Origin of the sequence: Enterococcus sp. MMGLQ5-1, from assembly GCF_013155265.1 — a bacterium.
Taxonomy (GTDB): domain Bacteria; phylum Bacillota; class Bacilli; order Lactobacillales; family Streptococcaceae; genus MMGLQ5-1.
In genome coordinates this window covers 105,878-123,975 of sequence record NZ_JABJXU010000007.1, presented here as the reverse complement: position 1 = coordinate 123,975, position 18,098 = coordinate 105,878, and the positions used below count along the sequence as shown (strand labels likewise).

Annotated in this window: 16 protein-coding genes; 10 read left to right on the top strand and 6 right to left on the bottom strand. The window is 37.1% G+C overall.

Features of this window, described 5'->3' with window-relative positions:
- Positions 1 to 433: 433 nt before the first annotated feature.
- From HOY35_RS08675 to HOY35_RS08665, 3 genes are all read right to left on the bottom strand, one after another.
- The gene (locus tag HOY35_RS08675) at positions 434 to 1,696 is read right to left on the bottom strand and encodes an NAD(P)/FAD-dependent oxidoreductase (protein ID WP_172212456.1); all 1,263 of its coding nucleotides are present in this window, start codon (positions 1,694 to 1,696) and stop codon (positions 434 to 436) included.
- A gap of 60 nt (positions 1,697 to 1,756) precedes the next feature.
- Positions 1,757 to 2,455, bottom strand: coding sequence for a gamma-glutamyl-gamma-aminobutyrate hydrolase family protein (locus tag HOY35_RS08670; RefSeq protein WP_172212454.1), 699 nt, complete (start codon positions 2,453 to 2,455; stop codon positions 1,757 to 1,759).
- Between the two features lie 127 nt (positions 2,456 to 2,582).
- Entirely contained in the window at positions 2,583 to 4,568 is a 1,986-nt protein-coding gene (locus tag HOY35_RS08665) for an ATP-binding cassette domain-containing protein (protein WP_172212452.1), read from the bottom strand.
- A 366-nt stretch (positions 4,569 to 4,934) separates the two neighbouring features.
- On the opposite strand from HOY35_RS08665, the gene gla reads away from it, so the two are divergent.
- The 8 genes from gla (at position 4,935) to HOY35_RS08625 (ending at position 12,590) form a co-directional block, all read left to right on the top strand.
- Complete coding sequence (gene gla, locus HOY35_RS08660) at positions 4,935 to 5,747, top strand: aquaglyceroporin Gla (protein WP_349627497.1); 813 nt, start codon at positions 4,935 to 4,937, stop codon at positions 5,745 to 5,747.
- A 919-nt stretch (positions 5,748 to 6,666) separates the two neighbouring features.
- Entirely contained in the window at positions 6,667 to 7,467 is an 801-nt protein-coding gene (locus HOY35_RS08655; RefSeq protein WP_172212435.1) for an SDR family oxidoreductase, read from the top strand.
- The gene (locus tag HOY35_RS08650) at positions 7,448 to 9,346 is read left to right on the top strand and encodes a PTS sugar transporter subunit IIA (protein ID WP_349627500.1); all 1,899 of its coding nucleotides are present in this window, start codon (positions 7,448 to 7,450) and stop codon (positions 9,344 to 9,346) included. Before HOY35_RS08655 ends, HOY35_RS08650 begins: the two co-directional genes overlap by 20 nt.
- Complete coding sequence (locus HOY35_RS08645; RefSeq protein WP_172212430.1) at positions 9,346 to 9,822, top strand: transcriptional regulator GutM; 477 nt, start codon at positions 9,346 to 9,348, stop codon at positions 9,820 to 9,822. Before HOY35_RS08650 ends, HOY35_RS08645 begins: the two co-directional genes overlap by 1 nt.
- Positions 9,823 to 9,883: 61 nt before the next feature.
- Positions 9,884 to 10,435, top strand: coding sequence for a PTS glucitol/sorbitol transporter subunit IIC (locus tag HOY35_RS08640; protein ID WP_172212428.1), 552 nt, complete (start codon positions 9,884 to 9,886; stop codon positions 10,433 to 10,435).
- A 19-nt stretch (positions 10,436 to 10,454) separates the two neighbouring features.
- Positions 10,455 to 11,465 (top strand): PTS glucitol/sorbitol transporter subunit IIB, encoded by a 1,011-nt coding sequence (locus tag HOY35_RS08635; protein WP_172212426.1) that lies wholly within the window; start codon positions 10,455 to 10,457, stop codon positions 11,463 to 11,465.
- A 57-nt stretch (positions 11,466 to 11,522) separates the two neighbouring features.
- On the top strand, positions 11,523 to 12,185 hold the full coding sequence (locus HOY35_RS08630) for an HAD family phosphatase (RefSeq protein WP_172212424.1): 663 nt from the start codon (positions 11,523 to 11,525) through the stop codon (positions 12,183 to 12,185).
- A gap of 42 nt (positions 12,186 to 12,227) precedes the next feature.
- Complete coding sequence (locus HOY35_RS08625) at positions 12,228 to 12,590, top strand: PTS glucitol/sorbitol transporter subunit IIA (protein WP_172212422.1); 363 nt, start codon at positions 12,228 to 12,230, stop codon at positions 12,588 to 12,590.
- Between the two features lie 44 nt (positions 12,591 to 12,634).
- Here HOY35_RS08625 and HOY35_RS08620 read toward each other — a convergent pair whose 3' ends face one another.
- From HOY35_RS08620 to HOY35_RS08610, 3 genes are all read right to left on the bottom strand, one after another.
- Positions 12,635 to 13,441, bottom strand: coding sequence for an ABC transporter ATP-binding protein (locus tag HOY35_RS08620; RefSeq protein ID WP_172212420.1), 807 nt, complete (start codon positions 13,439 to 13,441; stop codon positions 12,635 to 12,637).
- Positions 13,438 to 14,361: an ABC transporter permease gene (locus HOY35_RS08615; RefSeq protein WP_172212418.1), complete on the bottom strand. Its 924-nt coding sequence runs from the start codon at positions 14,359 to 14,361 to the stop codon at positions 13,438 to 13,440. The genes HOY35_RS08620 and HOY35_RS08615 overlap by 4 nt, the downstream gene beginning before the upstream one ends.
- A gap of 152 nt (positions 14,362 to 14,513) precedes the next feature.
- Entirely contained in the window at positions 14,514 to 15,482 is a 969-nt protein-coding gene (locus tag HOY35_RS08610) for an ABC transporter substrate-binding protein (RefSeq protein ID WP_172212416.1), read from the bottom strand.
- Positions 15,483 to 16,107: 625 nt separating this feature from the next.
- Between HOY35_RS08610 and trpE the strand changes: the two genes are divergently transcribed.
- Positions 16,108 to 17,475, top strand: a complete 1,368-nt coding sequence (trpE, locus tag HOY35_RS08605; protein WP_172212414.1) for an anthranilate synthase component I — start codon at positions 16,108 to 16,110, stop codon at positions 17,473 to 17,475.
- On the top strand, positions 17,476 to 18,066 hold the full coding sequence (locus tag HOY35_RS08600) for an aminodeoxychorismate/anthranilate synthase component II (protein WP_172212412.1): 591 nt from the start codon (positions 17,476 to 17,478) through the stop codon (positions 18,064 to 18,066).
- Positions 18,067 to 18,098: the final 32 nt, after the last annotated feature.

The following is an 18,098-nucleotide window of genomic DNA, read 5'->3' as shown; positions in this document are numbered from 1 at the left end:
TTTGACAAAAAAGATTAATTGTCATGAGGCAGCACTTTTCATGTGCCCTCTAAATCTTTGAATTCGTAGGACTTGATCTGATTTAACAAGGGCCATCGTGAACGTATGCAACTTTGTTCGTACAAAGCTGCGAACCTTCTCATAGGGCTACTAATAATATTGTTAAATATTAGCCCGTCCAGCATGATACACTAGAGCACCAGCTTTGAGCTTAATAGCTGGTGCTTATTGTGAAAATGGTATTGTTTCTCTGAAACAATACCATTTTCACGCGTTATCGGAAATATTGGCTTATGCGCCAATATTAGTGTGATTTCACTGTAGGATGCTCTGTCCTTTTTAACATTTTAAGACAAATAAAAATTGGATAGAAATATCAATCCGGCCAATTTAGAGCCGAAAAAGCGAACCTTGAACAGAGGTTCGCTTTTTTTTAGATTGTGGCGGCATTTTTACCTGCTACAAAGCCTGTGCTAAAGGCAGCAGTGATATTATAGCCACCAGTATAGCCGTTTATATCTAGAATTTCACCACAGAAATAAAGTCCATCAATCAGCTTACTCTCCATCGTTTTCGGATTGATTTCTTTGAGAGAAATTCCGCCTCCTGTCACAAACGCTTTGTCTAATGGCCAAGTACCGTTAATCGACATTTTGAAGGCCTTGACAAGCTGGGCAAGCTGCTGCCATTGCTTTTGAGTAACCTGTTGAATAGGCTGCTCAATTGAGAGTGAGCTTTGATTTAAGAGATAGGCTAATAAGCGCTCCGGTAGCCAGAGGCGTAAGCCATTTTTAATTGACTTTGGTGCTTGATCTAGTGCATTTTGGACTAAAAATGCTTCGATTTCACTTGGCGCTTGGTCTGGAAAAATATCTAGTGAAACGGTTACTAAGTCTTGTTTTTCAAGTAATTTTACAACGGTACTACTGCAGCGCAGAGTAGCTGGTCCTGAAAGGCCAAAGTGGGTAAATAATAAATCTAAGCGTTGAGTTGTCAATTTTTTTTGTTTATTATTTAAAACTGAAAGCGCCACATCCTGCAAACTTAAGCCTTGCAAGGCATTTTTTTTGATAAAGCCATCCTCAGATAATAAAGGGACCTCAGTTGGATATAATTTTGTAATCGTATGGCCAAGTCGTTTTGCAAGCTCATAGCCATCTCCCGTACTACCAGTGTAACGATAAGTTTTCCCACCCGTTGCAATCACAACAGCACGTCCATAAATTTCTTGCTGGTCAGTTAGTTTAACTCCGCCTACTTGATTTGCTTGGTTGACTAAAATTTTACTGACGCTCGCTTCATAGAAGATATTGACCTTGGCTTGTGTTAAAAGCCTTTCCAGTGTTTCAACAATTGTTTTTGAACGATTGGTAGTTGGAAAGAGTCTACCGTGATCTTCCTCTTTTAGCTCAACACCATTTTCGGTGAATAGCTGAATAATATCGTAATTATTGAATTGCGAAAAAGCACTATATAGGAATTTGCCATTTCCAGGAATATGCTGTAAGACTTCCTCCGGTGATTTGGCATTCGTCACATTACAGCGTCCGCCACCAGTTAAGCGTAATTTTTTACCGAGACGTTTATTTTTTTCTAATAATAAAACGGAAGCCCCATTTTGAGCGGCACTATAGGCAGCAAGCATTCCGCTTGTACCACCGCCAATTACAATGACATCATATAATTTTGAATTCATTTATTTTCCTTTATTGTTTAGCGATTCGCTTATTAATAAGATATTTATAAGCGAAAACGATTATAACTGATGGACGGCATAGCGAAAGATATTTAAATCTTCTTTTCGGACAGAGTACATAAAATCTGGATGCCATTGAACACCTAAAAAATGAATTTCTGGATCACTAGATTCAACCGCCTCAATAATGCCATCCTCCGAGCTTGCCACAATCTTTAATTGATTGGCGACCTGCTTAACTGCCTGACGATGAAAGGAATTAACAGATACCTTTTTACCATATATTTTTTCCAGCACACTGTCGCTTTCAATATTAATTGGATGGACTGGCAATTGGAAATTTTCAGTTTGCCAATGCCCCTTAATCTTCTGTTTAATTGTACCGCCTAGAGCTACGTTAACGAGCTGCATTCCTCTGCAGACGCCGAGAATCGGTTTGCCCTGTCTAATCGCTTCATTGACTAACGCCAGCTCAAAGGCATCTCTTTCTCGATTATAATCGGCATATTCTATTAATTCAACCTCACCATAAAATTCAGGTGCCACATTTTGACCGCCTGCTAAAATCAGCTTATCAATCATGGATACATAAGTTTTTACTGTGTTCGGATCGCCAATTGGAATCATAATCGGTAATCCTCCGACAAGCTGAACCGCCTTTATATAGCCTGAAGGATTATAGCTAATTGGCATATGTCCCATTTCCTGTCCAGAATCTTTCCGTTCATTTGCAGCGACTCCGATGATAATTTGTGCCAATTAATTGCCTCCTTTTGCTTAATTAATAAAAGTCCTCCTCTATTTTAGCATAGAAAAGGACTGGCACGATATGAATTTGTAAAATGTGATGCAGACCTTTATCATTGATTAAGCTGTTTTTTTGAAATTATTCAACAGATAAACTCTTGATTGGGTCCATTTTTGCTGCACGTCTTGCTGGCAATAATGCGGCAAGGAAAGCGATAACTAAGGCAATAATACAGGCAAATATAACATTATTCACGGTAATTTGCACTAAATTAAATTTGACAATTGAGTAAAGAACCTTATTTAGTAAGAAACTGGCGGCATATGCTAAAGCTAAGGCAATTACTGCGGAAAATGCACCAATCAGCAATGATTCACTTGTAAACAATCGTCGGATGTCTGCCTTACCTTCACCTAATGCGCGTAAGACACCGATTTCTTTTGTTCTTTCTGAAACAGACATATACATTGAAACAATAATCATTAATGCTGAGACAACTAATGAGATACCAGCAATAGCAGCCAAGGCTATGGCAGCAACCTCAACATATTGATTGACTGTATCGAGAATATTACCTACCGTAATACCATAAAGCTGATATTGACCATCAACTTTAATTTCATTAATTTTTTTAGCAACATTTTCAACATTATCAAGGTTTTCTACATTAACTGAAACGTAATTTGCCTGTGAAAGTGCTTGATTATTTTTCAAAATGGACTGCATTGTATCAAAATTAGTGACGGTAATTGCGCCGGTTTGTCCGCCATCGGCAATACCACTAATTTTTAAATCAGCTTTGATTTGAGTAGGTAGGCCTTCAGCTGTAATTGAATTAAGTGTCAGTGTGACCGTTTGTCCAATCATTGCTTTATAATCATCAGGATTAAATTTCAGAGCCTGTGTTTTATCAATGATAATTTCATTGTCGCCAAGCGTTTTACTGCCTGCTTTAATGCTGTTTTCTTTGAAAGCCCTTGTCCATGTCTGAAAGCTTTGCCCATTCACATTTTGCCCATCGTAGCTTAAGATAAAGCTCGAAAATTGATAGCCGGGCTCAACTTGATTGACACCTTTAATTGCTTTGATTTTTTGAATTAAACTATCATCAATTACCATTTTACTAGGATCATTTTGAAACTCAGCTACGGCTTCTTGATAGTCTTGGCTACTCCCAATTTTTGTTCCCTTTGGATTTTTGACGACCGTAACTGAATGTGGATTAATTAGAGAATTAATTTGCGCTTGGATGAAGCGATTAATACCATTGCCAAGTCCTAAGAAAACAAGAACGGCAAAAATGCCAATACCTGTCCCTAGCATGATTAAAAAATTACGCCAAAAATTATGCATTAGATGCTTATATGCGTTCTTATAGCTTGAAAATCTCGATAAGGGTTTAGAAACTAAGACCTCTCTTTTTTCTGGAACAGGATAGCTTGCTTTTTGAATGATATCTTCATCAATTTTGCCATCTGAGATATGAACTGTTCTTGTTCCGAATTTTGCGACCTCCTGAGAATGTGTTACAGCAATCACTAATTTTCCGGCTTCAGCGATTTCCTGCATAATATCTAATATTTCAAGTGTTGTCTTGGCATCTAATGCACCTGTTGGTTCATCAGCAATAATAATGTCTGGATCACTTGAAAGGGCACGGGCAATCGCAACTCTTTGTTTTTGTCCGCCAGATAATTGATTGGGGTGTTTTTTGGCATGATCTTCTAAACCAACCTGTTTGAGTAAAGCAAGTGCTCTTTTTTGGCGTTCCTCATGACTGAGTGTCGTCATCTCTAAGCTAATTAATACGTTATCCAAAACGGTTAAATGATTAATAAGGTTAAAGGATTGAAAGATAAACCCAATTGTTTGACGGCGATAACCATCCATTTGTTTTTCATTAAAGTCTTTTGTTGAAACGCCATCTAAGATAACATCTCCGGTATAATCATGGTCTAAACCAGCGATAATGTTCATTAATGTTGATTTTCCAGCACCTGATTCTCCAAGAATAGAGACAAACTCGCCCCGATTAAGTGATAAATCAATGCCTTTTAATACTTGAAATTCAGCCTTTTCCAGTTGATATTTTTTTTCAACATTTTTTAATTCTAAGTAGCTCATTTTTTCTCCTTGATTTATCAATTAATTATAGAAATAGTTACTAAAATTATACTTCATTTATTTACAAAATAGATATTATTTTTAATAAATTGTGCTAAAATCTTAGAAAAGGCTTTCATTTTTTTAATTAATCGTTTTAATTTGTACTTCATTTAAAATATTTAGGGGTGGCTATTTTTATTAGTTCGTTCATTATTTTGACAAAAATTGTAGCATTTTACATTTTAATGAAAATATAAGGAAAATTTTAAGAAAATTTCAAAAAATACGTTTACAATACCTGCAAAAATTGATAGAATTTCATATTGCAAGCACTTATTGCAAATGGTAATTATAATAATATTTTATTTATTTAGGAGGAAAAAAGTGGACTATTCTTGGACAGTCAAGTACATTACAGAATTTCTGGGCACGGCAATTTTATTAATTTTAGGTAATGGTGCCGTAGCTAATGTTGACTTAAAAGGAACAAAGGGTTTTGCATCAGGTTGGATGACAATTGCATGGGGATATGGCTGTGGGGTTATGATTCCTGCTTTAATGTTTGGTAATGTTTCAGGTAATCATATTAATCCAGCGTTTACGCTTGGTTTAGCGATTTCAGGTTTATTCCCATGGGCACATGTTTTGCCATATATTATTGCGCAGCTTTTAGGAGCAATGGCGGGTCAATTAGTCGTTGTTGCAATTTACCGCCCATATTACTTGAAAACAGATAATAAAAATCATATTTTGGGTACTTTTGCAACGATTGATAATGCAGGGACTCGCTTAAATGGTTTTTTAAATGAATTTTTTGGTTCATTTGTGCTTTTCTTTGGTGCGGTCGCCATTACTAAAAATTTCTTTGGTGCACAAGCGAGCAGTGAAGCTTTAGCGGGGATTAATGGGATTACTGAGCATGGCTTAGCAGCAATTCATGGTGGTGCCTTAGAGGTTGGTCATCTAGCACTAGGCTTCTTGGTGATGACTTTGGTTGCCTCTGTTGGTGGTCCGACAGGTCCAGCCTTAAATCCAGCTCGTGACTTTGGTCCACGTTTACTACACCAATTCTTACCGAAATCTATTCTAGGTGAGCATAAGGGTGATTCTCAATGGTGGTATGCTTGGGTACCAATTTTAGCACCAATTTTGGGTGCAACTGCAGGTGTGGCATTATTTAAATTAATTTATTTATAAATCGAGTATTTGAAAAGGGGTTGGGACAAAAGTCCTAGCCCCTTTTGTATTGTTTGTAACTTACGAAGGACAATGCGACAACGACTAGTCAATACCTAAGCAGAAAATCTGCTAAGGCACGTTGTCACTAGCTTTTACGTAAGTCGCTGAAATACTCGTTTAGCGTGAATGGGTTAAATCAACTAGAAAAGTATCGATACAAATACGTCCTGCACTTTGGCACAAATTGCCAAAGTGAATGAATGCAAGCCTAGCTGGTCCACACTTTTCTGAGAGAGTTGATTTAACACCTTATTGTTGTAGAAATTTAGAAAGAAGGCGTAAACGAGCTTATCTAAGATGCTGAAATGCCTTGCTCAGAAAGTTGAAACATAAGCTAAATTTACTCAGGCAGACTTTGCCCGAGCGCAGAGTGTACTTATGTGAAACTTTCTAGACATTGAAGCTAGATTGCCTAAAAAGCGTAAACGGCTTGTTTTGAAAGTTGAGCATAAGACTGAAAAATAGTAAAAGGCGCTCTTTGCCTATCTATTTTTTCAGTTTATGCCGATACTTTCAAGCCGTTGAAGCTAGATTGTCTAAAAAGCGTAAACGACTCGTTTTGGCAGGCTCTCTCTCAAAACTGTTCAAATAGATACGTCATCCGGTCAGACAGAAAGCGTCTGACTGAATAAACGAATGACTTGTCTATTTTTCACAGTTTTAATCGGAGAGAGAAAGCAACATTTTTACGTCGTTAAACATCTTTTGTCCCACTTCCTTTTTTTGTCCAGTAATTCGTTTATCATTTTTTTTGATTAATCAAAAAAGTGTGTCTTAATTTATTATTTCAGATATTTATACTTAAATTGTAGCAAGGATAAGTTTTAAGCAGTTAAAAAATTTTTGCTAACTAAATAATAAATTAGGAGTGATTAAAATGTCAGACTGGTTAAAAATTAGTGGTAAGGTTGTTGTTGTGACGGGAGGTGCTTCTGGAATCGGGCACGCAATTGTTAAATCATTATTGACACAAAATGTAAACGTTATCAATTTAGATATTCGAGAGGGTAGCCTGACTGATGACAAGCTATTATTTATTCAAACGGATGTTACAAATCGAGCAGAGGTTGAAAATGCAGTCAGACAGGGTGTTGAAAAATTTGGTACCATAGACGGTGTTGTCAACAACGCTGGGATTAATATTCCTCGACTTTTAATAGATCCTAAAAAACCACATGGTGAATATGAATTGTCAGATAGTATTTTTGATAAGATGGTGGCAATTAATCAAAAAGGATTATTTTTAGTCGCTCAGACCGTAGGTCGAGTTTTAGTTGAAAAAAAGGCTGGTGTTATCATTAATATGTCATCTGAATGTGGACTAGAAGGTTCAGAGGGACAAAGCTGCTATGCGGCAACCAAGGCAGCTGTCAACGGCTTTACACGTTCTTGGGCAAAGGAGCTTGGAAAATATAATGTCAGAGTGGTGGGCATTGCGCCAGGTATCATGGAGGAAACAGGCTTGAGAACGCTTGCTTACGAAACGGCCTTATCTTATACTCGGGGTATTACAGTGGAACAGCTTAGAAAAGGATATACTAATACGAGTGCGACGCCAATGGGAAGAAGTGGTAAATTGACCGAGGTAGCAGATTTGGTGAGCTATTACTTATCGGACCGTTCGAGTTATATTACGGGAGTTACTACCAACGTTGCTGGTGGAAAAACAAGAGGATAGCTTGAGAGAGGGGGAAGTTTTTAAGGTGTTAGTTAATCGTTGGTATCAAATTTTAAATACACTCATACTTTCTCAATCAATTTCTATTCAAGAGCTTTGTCAAAAAACGGGTTTTAGTCGACATAATATCAAAACTGGAATTCAAATGTTAAATGATCAATTGAAAGGTATTGCTCGCATTCAAGCTGATTTAAATAATTATCAAATTGTGATATTAAATCAAAATAAATTTGATCAGATAATGGATGGCTCGTTAAAGGGGCAAAGTGATTTTAATTCCTCAACTAAGCGCATTGCTTATGTTATTAAGTCATTGCTTGAAAAGGATTATGTTTTAATCGATGACTTGGCTGAGCGCACAGATGTTAGTCGTGGCACAATGAATAAGGACTTGAGAGGCTTACGTAGTCTTCTTAAGGAATATGGTATCAATTTGCAGGGCACACCGAATAAAGGCTTACAGCTTCAGGGTGAGGAATTTGATTTAAGATTGTTGATGATTCAACACGTTATTGATTATTTTCCAGAGCAATTTGAATTATCCGATGAAATTGAACAGACTTTAATAAATTTATGTAATGATTTACATATTGAAAAGGCCAATTATTCATTATTAAGAAAAAGCTTATTAGTATCCATGCATCGTATTAAGCATAATGCTGCAATTCAATCGGCAATTCACTACTACTATAATCGGATTATTGATGAATCTCGCCTAGAGCATTTCTTTTATGAAGTCGAAACAGAGTTTGCCTTTTCATTAAGCCAATATGAACGTGAATTCATTCAATTTCCAATATACATCAATCATTTTTCACAAATTGAAATTACTGAGCTGGATGAGCAGCGCTTAGCGAATATTTTTAATCAGATGATGGCTGAAATTCAGAAGGAATACTATGTAGAAATTGACCAGTCACGATTATTTCAAGAGCTAAAATACCACTTAATGATGATGATGAATCGCTTATTATTTCATATTCAGACAACAGATATTTTTATTGATGAAATTGTTAATTCCTATCCTTTCGCCTATAAGATGGCAAAGGTTGCTTTAGAGGCATTAGGAAATATTGTGGGTCGTGTGCCACCAGAAACAGAAATTAGTTATCTTGCTATTTATTTTGAATTGTTTTTACAAAAGAATTTACAAATTTCGAAACGTCATGTTGCAATTGTTTCCAGTGCAAGTGTTGGCATTAGAACATTAATTAAGCAGCAGGTTAGAGACATCATTGGCTCAGATGCTATGATTGTGCATTTTACTGAAGAGGAGGCTAGAAGAGCTAATTTTGATGAATATTATGTTGTTTTTTCAACAATCCCTTTGGAGCATAATGTTAAGCATACGGTTGTGATTCGTGTAACAAACCTGTTTAGTGGTAATTTTTTGAAAAGTGAGTGGATGAAGCTTTCTAAGAGTAGCTCAGTTAATTTTTCAAATCAATTATTCTATTTTAGGATAATCAATGATTCGTTAACCTACAAGCAGATACTAGAGCAGATGGTTCAGCAGCTAGCGCTAAATGGGCTTGTTGATCCAGACTTTGAGCAGCGAATGGCTGAGCGGGAGATGTTAACTAATAGTTTTTATCAAAATGGCGTTGCCTTTCCACATACGGTCAATCTTAATTCTGATAAAATTATTGTTTCTGTGGCTACTAGTCAGGAACCGATTAGCTTAGGGAATGAGAAAATTCAAGTTATTATTTTGTTAGCAATACCAGAGGCAATGTCTGATGAAGTTGAGACAGAACTATTAGCACTTTATGATTTTATTTTTAGAATAATGGGGAAATCATTAATTAAACAGAAGCTATTACAAATCAAGAATGAACAGGAATTATCGCGTTATTTTCAATTAGGAGGCGTATTTTAATGAATCCATATATCTTACTAGGAATTATAGTGGTTACTGCTTATATTTTGCAAACCATTTTTAGTTTAAAACAGCTTAAAAATTTTAATCTTGCTTATGGTCGACTTAGAGGCAAAGGTAAGGTGGCAATTGGTCGGCGCTCAGGGAAAATTCAATCAGGAACCATCTTTATGTTTGCGATTAACTCGCAAGATGAAATACAGGATGCAATGGTAATGCAAGGCGTAACGGTTTTTGCAAAGTTTAAAGAAAAACCTGCTTATATCGGTGAGAAACTGACTAATCTTACTTTGGAACATGCCTTAGTTGTCAAGGAAAATAAACTGGTGCAGCAGGCGATTATTGATGCCAAGACATTATTGGTCAAAGTGAGAGCACAAGACTACCAAGAAAAAGTACCGGTATCACCATTTGCAATGCTTAAAATTCAGCTCCTTGGCTACGGTCAACAAATTAAAGGCTTCGTCAAGAAGTAAGGAATAGGTCTCATTTTTGTAAGCGCTATTATTATCAACTTAAAAATAAAGGAGAAACATAATGGATATTATTGTTAAATTTGCTGAAGGCTTTATTGGACTGTTTCAGACAGGGGCAGATACATTTATTAGCTGGATGACAGGGATTGTACCAGTTGTTTTAATTCTTTTAACCGCAATGAATGCTTTGATTGCCTTAATTGGCGAGGATAAGATTACGGCGGTCGCACAAAAATCAACTAAAAATCCAATCGCCCGTTATATGATTTTACCTTTTCTTTCGGCATTTATGCTAGGTAATCCAATGAGTATGACACCAGGTCGTTTTTTACCCGAATTTTATAAGCCTGGCTATAGCGCTGCCGTGATGCAGTTTTGTCATACAAGTAACGGTATTTTTCCTCATATTAATCCTGGAGAGCTTTTTGTCTGGATGGGAATTGCACAGGGTATCAAAACACTCGGATTAAATCAGACAGAGCTTGCCATTCGCTATTTGTTAGTTGGTTTAGTAATGAACTTTATCGGTGGTTGGGTAACAGATTTGATGACTGCTTATGTTAGCAAGCAGCAAGGTATCACCTTGAGCAAGCAAATCAAAATTGAAGAATAGCTAAATGGAGGGTATAGAAATGACAGATTATCAAAGTATTATTATTACAAAAGGTCAGGGCGGTTTTGGTGGCCCATTAGTGATTACACCAACAGAGACTAAAAACAAATTTATTTATATTACTGGTGGTGGCGAACGTCCAGAAATTGTTGACTTGATTGAGCAATTAACAGGGATGACCTCTGTTAATGCTTTCAAAACATCAATTCCTGATGATGAGGTTGCATTAGCGATTGTTGACTGTGGCGGCACTTTACGCTGTGGCATTTATCCTAAAAAAGGAATACCAACAATCAATATTGTAGCAACTGGAAAAAGCGGCCCATTAGCGCAATATATTACGGAAGATATTTATGTATCAGCTGTTGGTAAAAATCAGATTAAGCTGTATGATGGTGTTGTACTGGATAACACTAAAGAATCGTTAGTTCAAAATTCACCAGCGCAAGCTAGTCCAAGCTATGATACAACGCAGAAAATTACTGAACAGCGTGCAGCAAAGGGCAGCTTTATTGCCAAAATTGGAATGGGCGCAGGAAAAGTAGTTGCCATTTTCAATCAAGCTGCTAGAGAAAGTGTTCAAACAATGCTCAACACGGTCATTCCATTTATGGCGTTTGTTTCTCTTCTAATTGGGATTATCCAAGGCAGTGGCATTGGTGATTTAATTGCAAATGCCTTGGCACCCTTGGCTGGAAATATCTTTGGATTGTTGATTATTGGTTTTGTTTGTTCATTACCTTTTTTATCACCTCTACTTGGTCCAGGTGCAGTCATTTCACAAATTGTTGGTACCTTGATTGGTGTTGAGATTGGCAAGGGCAATATTCCACCGCAGCTTGCACTGCCAGCTCTATTTGCCATTAATACGCAAAACGGCTGTGACTTTATTCCAGTCAGTCTAGGCTTAATGGATGCGGATGCCGAGACAGTTGAGGTTGGTGTGCCAGCTGTTTTATACTCTCGCTTTCTAAATGGGTTACCTCGGGTGATTGTTGCTTGGTTAGCTAGTTTTGGTTTATATAGCTAATTATAAAAATGAAGCTGCTTGATTTATAAGGCTGAGTCAAGCTGATAGGAGAAAAAGATGTTAAAAGCAATTATTTTTGATATGGATGGTGTTTTAGTTGATTCAGAATATACTTTTTTAGAATCTAAAACGCAAATTTTGAAAGAGGCTGGTTTTCCGATGCCAATCAGCTATCAATATCAATTTATGGGCACGACCTTTGAGTTCATGTGGCAGCAAATGAAGCAGGAATTAGGACTGCCATTACCAGTTCAGTCGTATATTGATAAGATGGAGCTTCTAAGAAAAAAAATGATTGCTAGAGACGGTATTAAGGCAATAAAAAATTCACCAGCGCTCGTTAAACGATTAGCGAAAAGTGATATTAAGCTGGCGGTTGCTTCATCTTCGCCAAGGAATGAAATAGAAGCGGTTTTAAAAGCTTTGAATCTTCAACAATATTTTTCAGCTATTGTTAGTGCAGAGGAAGTTGAACATTCAAAACCAGCACCTGATGTTTTTCTCAGAGCAGCTGAAAAATTAGCTGTACAACCGAATGCATGCCTAGCCTTTGAGGATACTAAAAATGGTAGCTTATCCGCCAGTCAAGCTGCGATGTATGTAATCGGTTTTGAAAATCCCGATTATCCTGCTCAGGACCTCTCAGCAGCCAATTTTATCGTCAGAGAATACGATGGTTTAACAATTGAAAGATTAAATGCTTTATTTAATCAGCATTAAAAAATAATGATTATTGATTATGTAATAGAGGAGTGAATTTAGATGACAATTTTTAAAACAAAAATTAAGGGGATTGGGGCTGAAGCTGCCCTATTTAAAGAAGAGAAAATGATTATACTATTTGGTGAGGCTGCTCCAGACGGTTTGGCTGAATATTGTTATAATATTGAAATTAACCAGACGACAGAGCCGATTGAAGAGGGCATGCAATTACTGGTAGCTGGCAGTGAATTTGAAATAACAGCGGTTGGTTCAGTCGTTAATCAAAATTTAAATACGCTTGGTCATATTACAATCAAATTTGATGGCTCCAAGGTGGCTGAGCTACCGGGTACCTTATATGTTGAGGCTAAAAGCCTCCCTGACATCAAGATTGATGCAATTGTTGAAATTATTGCATCATAAAAGCAAAAACTGTTATTAATAATTAAATTAATAACAGTTTTTTATTATAATCCGAGCAAGAGCTTATCATCTGCAAGCTCATTACCACTATTTTTTTGGAAAAGCTCCAGTAAATCAGGAACTGTTAATTTGGCTTTGGACTCACCAGCGATATCAACTGCGATTTTACCTTGGTGCAACATGATTAAGCGATTACCATAGCGAATCGCATCCTCCATATTATGAGTTACCATGAAGGCAGTTAGGTGATGCTCAGCAATTAATTTTTCAGTTAAATTCATCACGACGGCAGAAGTTTTGGGATCTAAGGCAGCTGTGTGTTCATCTAAAAGAATAAGCTGTGGCTTAATCAGGGTTGCCATTAAAAGAGTGATTGCCTGCCGTTGCCCACCAGATAGTAGTCCAATTTCGGCAGAGAGTCGTTCCTCTAAGCCAAGTCCGAGCGTCGCCAGCTGTGCTTTAAAGAAATCTTTATTTTTAGCCTTAACGCCAGCAGATAATCCACGCTTTTCCCCACGCTTCAATGCTAGGGCAAGGTTCTCTTCAACTGTTAGCCGCACAGCAGTACCCATTTTGGGATCTTGGAAAACGCGACTGATATTTTTGGCGCGCTGCTGAACTTTTTGCTGGGTAATATTTTGTCCATTTAGATAAATTTCACCCTCGCGAACTGGCAATGTACCTGCAATGCTATTGAGTAGTGTAGATTTCCCCGCACCGTTACCACCAATGACTGTTACGAAATCACCATCATTTAATGTTAAATTAATACCACGTAAAACATGATTTTCATTGACGGTGCCTCGTTCAAAATATTGATGTAGCTCTTTAATTTCTAGAATATTTTTCATGATTTACGACCGCCCTTCGCTTTTTTAAACCCAAATTTGTCCTTTAATAACGGTGTTGTCAAGCAAATAATTAAGATTAATGCTGAAAATAGCTTAACATCTTGGGCTTGAATTGGGAATTCTAAAATTACCGATAAAAGGAACCGATAAATAATAGAACCAATTGCGACAGTGACTAATCGAAAGGCTAGTGGTTTATTTGGGAATAATACTTCCGCAATAATGACTGAGGCAAGGCCAACAACAATTGTTCCAACGCCTGAGTTTAAATCAGAGAAGCCAACATTTTGGGCAACTAAGGCACCGGATAATGCGATACAGCCATTTGAAACCATGTAGCCAATAATTTTCATGCGGTCAGTATTGACCCCATTAGCAGCACTCATTTCAAGATTATCACCTGTTGCACGCATCGCTAGACCGATTTCAGTTTTAAAGAAAATGATTAACAGAATAATAATGAGTGCGGCAAATATTAATCCGCCAATAATGACTGCATAAACCTTGTCAATGCCTAAATCTAATAAAAATGAAAAGAATAATTTTTGTCCAAGTAGATTAACCTGAGGTGAATTACTCATGACTCTCGAAGTGATCGAGTAGAGGCCCGTCATGGTGATAATACCGGCAAGTAATGCGGGGATTTTTAATTTGGTATGCAATAAGCCAGAAACTAAGCCTGCGACTGCACCACCAATAAAAGCAAATAGAACGCCAATAAATGGTGATAATCCGCCAACAATTGCGACAGCGGCAATTGCTCCTCCGAATGGGAAGGTGCCTTCAGTTGTTAAATCTGCAATATCAAGAATTCTAAAAGTGATAAATACCCCAATTGATAGTAAGGCCCATAAAAGACCCTGTGAAATTGATGAGATAAAAATATCTGGTAAAGAGCTAATTAATTGTCCAATATCCATAATTTCCGCCTTGTATAATTTTTTTCCAATAAGGCTTATTATAACATTTAGTAATCGTGGTTTGTAGCATGAGTGATGGAAAATATTAGAAAGGTGCTAAATTAGCATCTATAAGCTAACTTAGCACCCTTTTCTTGTATTTGTCTTAATTATTATTCAGGTGCCTTGATGTCATCAGGATTAATGCCCAATGCAGACGCCATATCCTTGTTAACAATTAATTCTAAGTCATTTGCACTTTCAATTGGCAATGATTCAGGCTTAGCCTCGCCCTTAAGAATTTTAGCCGCCATGACCCCAGTTTGTTTGCCTAAGGAAGTATAATTAATACCAAATGTTGCTAGACCTCCGGCTTCAACTTGTTCAGCTGATCCAGCGACAACTGGAATTTTATATTCCTTCGCAACTTCTCCAACGACAGGAGCGGCAGTTGCAAAGGTATTATCGGTAGGAATATAAATGGCATCTGTATTTTTAGCCAAGCTAGTCATTACAGATTGAACATCGTTAGTAGAATTGGCAGTTAGAACTTTTGTTTCAACGCCTTCTTTTTTCAGGGCCTCAATCGCTAAATCCGCTTGAATTTTTGAATTACCCTCTCCTGCATTATAGGCAATCCCAACGGTTTTAATGTTGTCTTTAATTGATAATAGCAGCTTAACCTGTTTTTCAATCGGAACCATATCAGTTGTTCCTGTTACATTGCCTCCAGGCTTCTTTTCGCTAGCGACAAGCTTGGATTCAACAGGATCAGTCACAGCGGTGATTACGATTGGAATATCGGTTGTCTCATTTAACAGTGATATTGCTGCAGGTGTGGCGATTCCTAATAATAAATCGGGGTCCTTTTTAACTAAGGTTTCGCTCATACTTTTTAGACTGTCTTGAGCACCGGTACCAACTTGGTAATTGATGGTTAAATTTTTTCCTTCTTCATAGCCTTCTTCTTTAAGCCCCTCTTTAAAGCCCTCATAAGCGGCGTCTAATGAAGCGTGCTTCATCATTTGTAGAACACCTATTGTTGCCTCTTTTGAAGTGTCCTTTGCCTCGTTATTGCTTGAACTACAAGCAGCGAGTAATAGAAGGCTTGCTAAAGCCAACCCAATAATTCCCTTTTTCATGTCTAGCTCCATTCTATGTTGCATTTTTATCTTAGTATAGTTGAAAAAAAAGTCAAAAGTCAATCTTTAATAGCAAAAAATGATGATAATCAGCTTTCAATTAATATAAGTGAGGTACTGATAATTTTGCTTTTTTTAATGTTCGTATTTTACTTATTATTGTCTAATTTTGTAGTGATGGGTAGATATTTATTCTAAAAAAGATTGACAATTTCCAGAAACTAGGTAAAATATATTTAAATTGATATTTGAAGATTTGAAAGAGTAGTAGCTAATTTTTATTTTTTCAGGAAGCTGTCGGATGATGCGAGACAGTATTTAATGATTAGTGAATGGACTTTCTAAGATATTTCGAACGGTGAAAAACCTATTAAGGAATAACGGGGGCTCCCACTATAGAGCAAGCTGTTTTTTGACAGTGATTGAGAGAAACATTATACGAGGTGGTACCGTGTTCGACACCCTCAGGCTAACGCGCTTAGTCTGAGGTTTTTTTATTGCTTGAATTTTGGTACGACTGAAATAGATGTTTAATAGAGGTGGTACCGTGCTTCAGCGCCCTCAGACTAGCTATTAGTCTGAGGTTTTTTGTATTTATAGAAGGAATTAAGGAAAAGAGGGAAAAATGAGAAAGTTGAAAGTTATCAGTGCAGATTTTTTAACACCGACAAGTATTTTTTTTAGATTAGAGGGAAAAAATAAAACAATTTTGGAAAGTATTCCACGAGATAAGGAGCAGGCGCGTTTTTCAATTATTGCAGTTAACCCGGTTCATGAATGTGATTATCAGGATGGTTACTTCTCAATTGATGGTCAGAAAGAAAAAACAGACGATCCTTTAAGGGCACTCCAAGAAATTGTGGTTAAATCAGATGATATTTTAGAAGCCTTACCCTTTCAGGGTGGTGCAATTGGTTATGTTGGTTATGATATTTTTGCTTGTTATGAAGCCATTGGTAAAATTCCCAGGGATGAAATTGGCATCCCAGATTTACGTTTTTTATTATTTGAATCCTTTGTTATTTTTGATCATATGACTGAAAAAATAACGATTGTTGAAGAAAACACTTATTCTAATCGTACAGAAGCAGCGATTGATCAGGCAATTGAACAGAAGATAAAACAATTACAAACACTTCAAAGCTCAGAATTTGAAGATTTACGAATTGAAAATCTAAACTATACCAGTAATCTACAAAAATCGGAGTATGAAGCAATTGTTGAGCAGGCCAAAGAATATATTCGACAGGGTGATATGTTTCAAATGGTGCCAAGCCAGCGTTTAACCGCTGATTTTCCTTATGACCCTTTTGCGTATTATCGTAAGCTTCGAATTAGTAATCCATCAAGCTATCTCTATTTTATTGACTTTGGTGATTCACAAATTATTGGTTCGTCGCCAGAAAGCTTGGTGTCAGTCAGAGGTGATGTTGTAACAACGAATCCGATTGCCGGAACAAGAAAACGTGGTAGTAATGAAGCTGAAGATATTGCCTTAGCAGAGGATTTACTATCAGATCCTAAGGAGTTAGCAGAGCATAAGATGCTAGTCGATTTAGGTCGAAATGATATTGGGCGAATTTCAGAAATTGGTAGTGTCACAGTACCAGTCTATTTGACCTTAGAAAAATATCGTTACGTGATGCATATCGTTTCGCTGGTACAGGGAAAATTGCAGAAGACTTTGACTTCAATGGATGCCTTGCGAGCTTTATTACCTGCGGGAACAGTTTCAGGTGCACCGAAAATTCGTGCGATGCAACGAATCTATGAGTTTGAAAAGGTCAAAAGGGGGGTCTATGCAGGCGCAGTTGGCTATTTATCTCAGGACGATAATTGTGATTTTGCCATTGCGATTCGAACAATGGTTGTCAAAAATCAGAAAGCCTATGTTCAAGCAGGAGCAGGCATTGTCTTTGATTCAGTTGCTGAAAATGAATATTATGAAACATTGCAAAAAGCGAAGGCTTTACTTGAAGTTGGGGGGAAATAGATGATTATATTAGTCGATAATTACGATTCATTTACCTATAATTTAGCACAATATATCGGTACCTTTACTGATTTAAAGGTAATCCGTAATGATGTTGAAAATTTAGCCGCAGAAATTGATAAAGCGGATGGAGTCGTTTTCTCACCGGGACCTGGTTGGCCGAAAGATGCCGGCAAGCTGGAAGCTTTAATTGGTCAGTTTTATCAAACGAAGCCAATGTTAGGCATTTGTTTGGGTCATCAGGCAATTGCTGAGGTATTTGGTGGGCAGCTGACATTAGCCCATGAAACGAGGCATGGTAAAGAAAGCTTCGCCGAAAAAATAACTGAAACAGCTATACTTGACGGTGTTGAACAGGCTTTCACGGTCATGCGTTATCACTCAATTGTTGTTGAAGGTACGCATATTCCTGAACAATTTGTCGTAACTAGTAGGGCGCTTGATGATAGTGAAATTATGTCAATTGAACATGAAAGCTTACCAATATATGGCTTGCAGTTTCATCCAGAATCAATTGGGACCCCCGATGGCCTGAAAATGATTGAAAATTTCGTAAAAATTGTTGAAAAGAATAAGGTTGGATTAAACTAGAACGTTAATAATAAGCTTAAAAGAATGGAAGG

Excerpts from the sequence above, each read along its gene's own strand:
- HOY35_RS08610 (WP_172212416.1), bottom strand. The coding sequence starts at position 15,482 with ATGAAAAAGGGAATTATTGGGTTGGCTTTAGCAAGCCTTCTATTACTC.
- HOY35_RS08630 (WP_172212424.1), top strand. The coding sequence starts at position 11,523 with ATGTTAAAAGCAATTATTTTTGATATGGATGGTGTTTTAGTTGATTCA.
- HOY35_RS08645 (WP_172212430.1), top strand. The coding sequence starts at position 9,346 with ATGAATCCATATATCTTACTAGGAATTATAGTGGTTACTGCTTATATT.
- HOY35_RS08625 (WP_172212422.1), top strand. The coding sequence starts at position 12,228 with ATGACAATTTTTAAAACAAAAATTAAGGGGATTGGGGCTGAAGCTGCC.
- HOY35_RS08620 (WP_172212420.1), bottom strand. The coding sequence starts at position 13,441 with ATGAAAAATATTCTAGAAATTAAAGAGCTACATCAATATTTTGAACGA.
- HOY35_RS08615 (WP_172212418.1), bottom strand. The coding sequence starts at position 14,361 with ATGGATATTGGACAATTAATTAGCTCTTTACCAGATATTTTTATCTCA.
- HOY35_RS08675 (WP_172212456.1), bottom strand. The coding sequence starts at position 1,696 with ATGAATTCAAAATTATATGATGTCATTGTAATTGGCGGTGGTACAAGC.
- trpE (WP_172212414.1), top strand. The coding sequence starts at position 16,108 with ATGAGAAAGTTGAAAGTTATCAGTGCAGATTTTTTAACACCGACAAGT.
- HOY35_RS08665 (WP_172212452.1), bottom strand. The coding sequence starts at position 4,568 with ATGAGCTACTTAGAATTAAAAAATGTTGAAAAAAAATATCAACTGGAA.
- HOY35_RS08600 (WP_172212412.1), top strand. The coding sequence starts at position 17,476 with ATGATTATATTAGTCGATAATTACGATTCATTTACCTATAATTTAGCA.
- HOY35_RS08655 (WP_172212435.1), top strand. The coding sequence starts at position 6,667 with ATGTCAGACTGGTTAAAAATTAGTGGTAAGGTTGTTGTTGTGACGGGA.
- HOY35_RS08635 (WP_172212426.1), top strand. The coding sequence starts at position 10,455 with ATGACAGATTATCAAAGTATTATTATTACAAAAGGTCAGGGCGGTTTT.
- HOY35_RS08640 (WP_172212428.1), top strand. The coding sequence starts at position 9,884 with ATGGATATTATTGTTAAATTTGCTGAAGGCTTTATTGGACTGTTTCAG.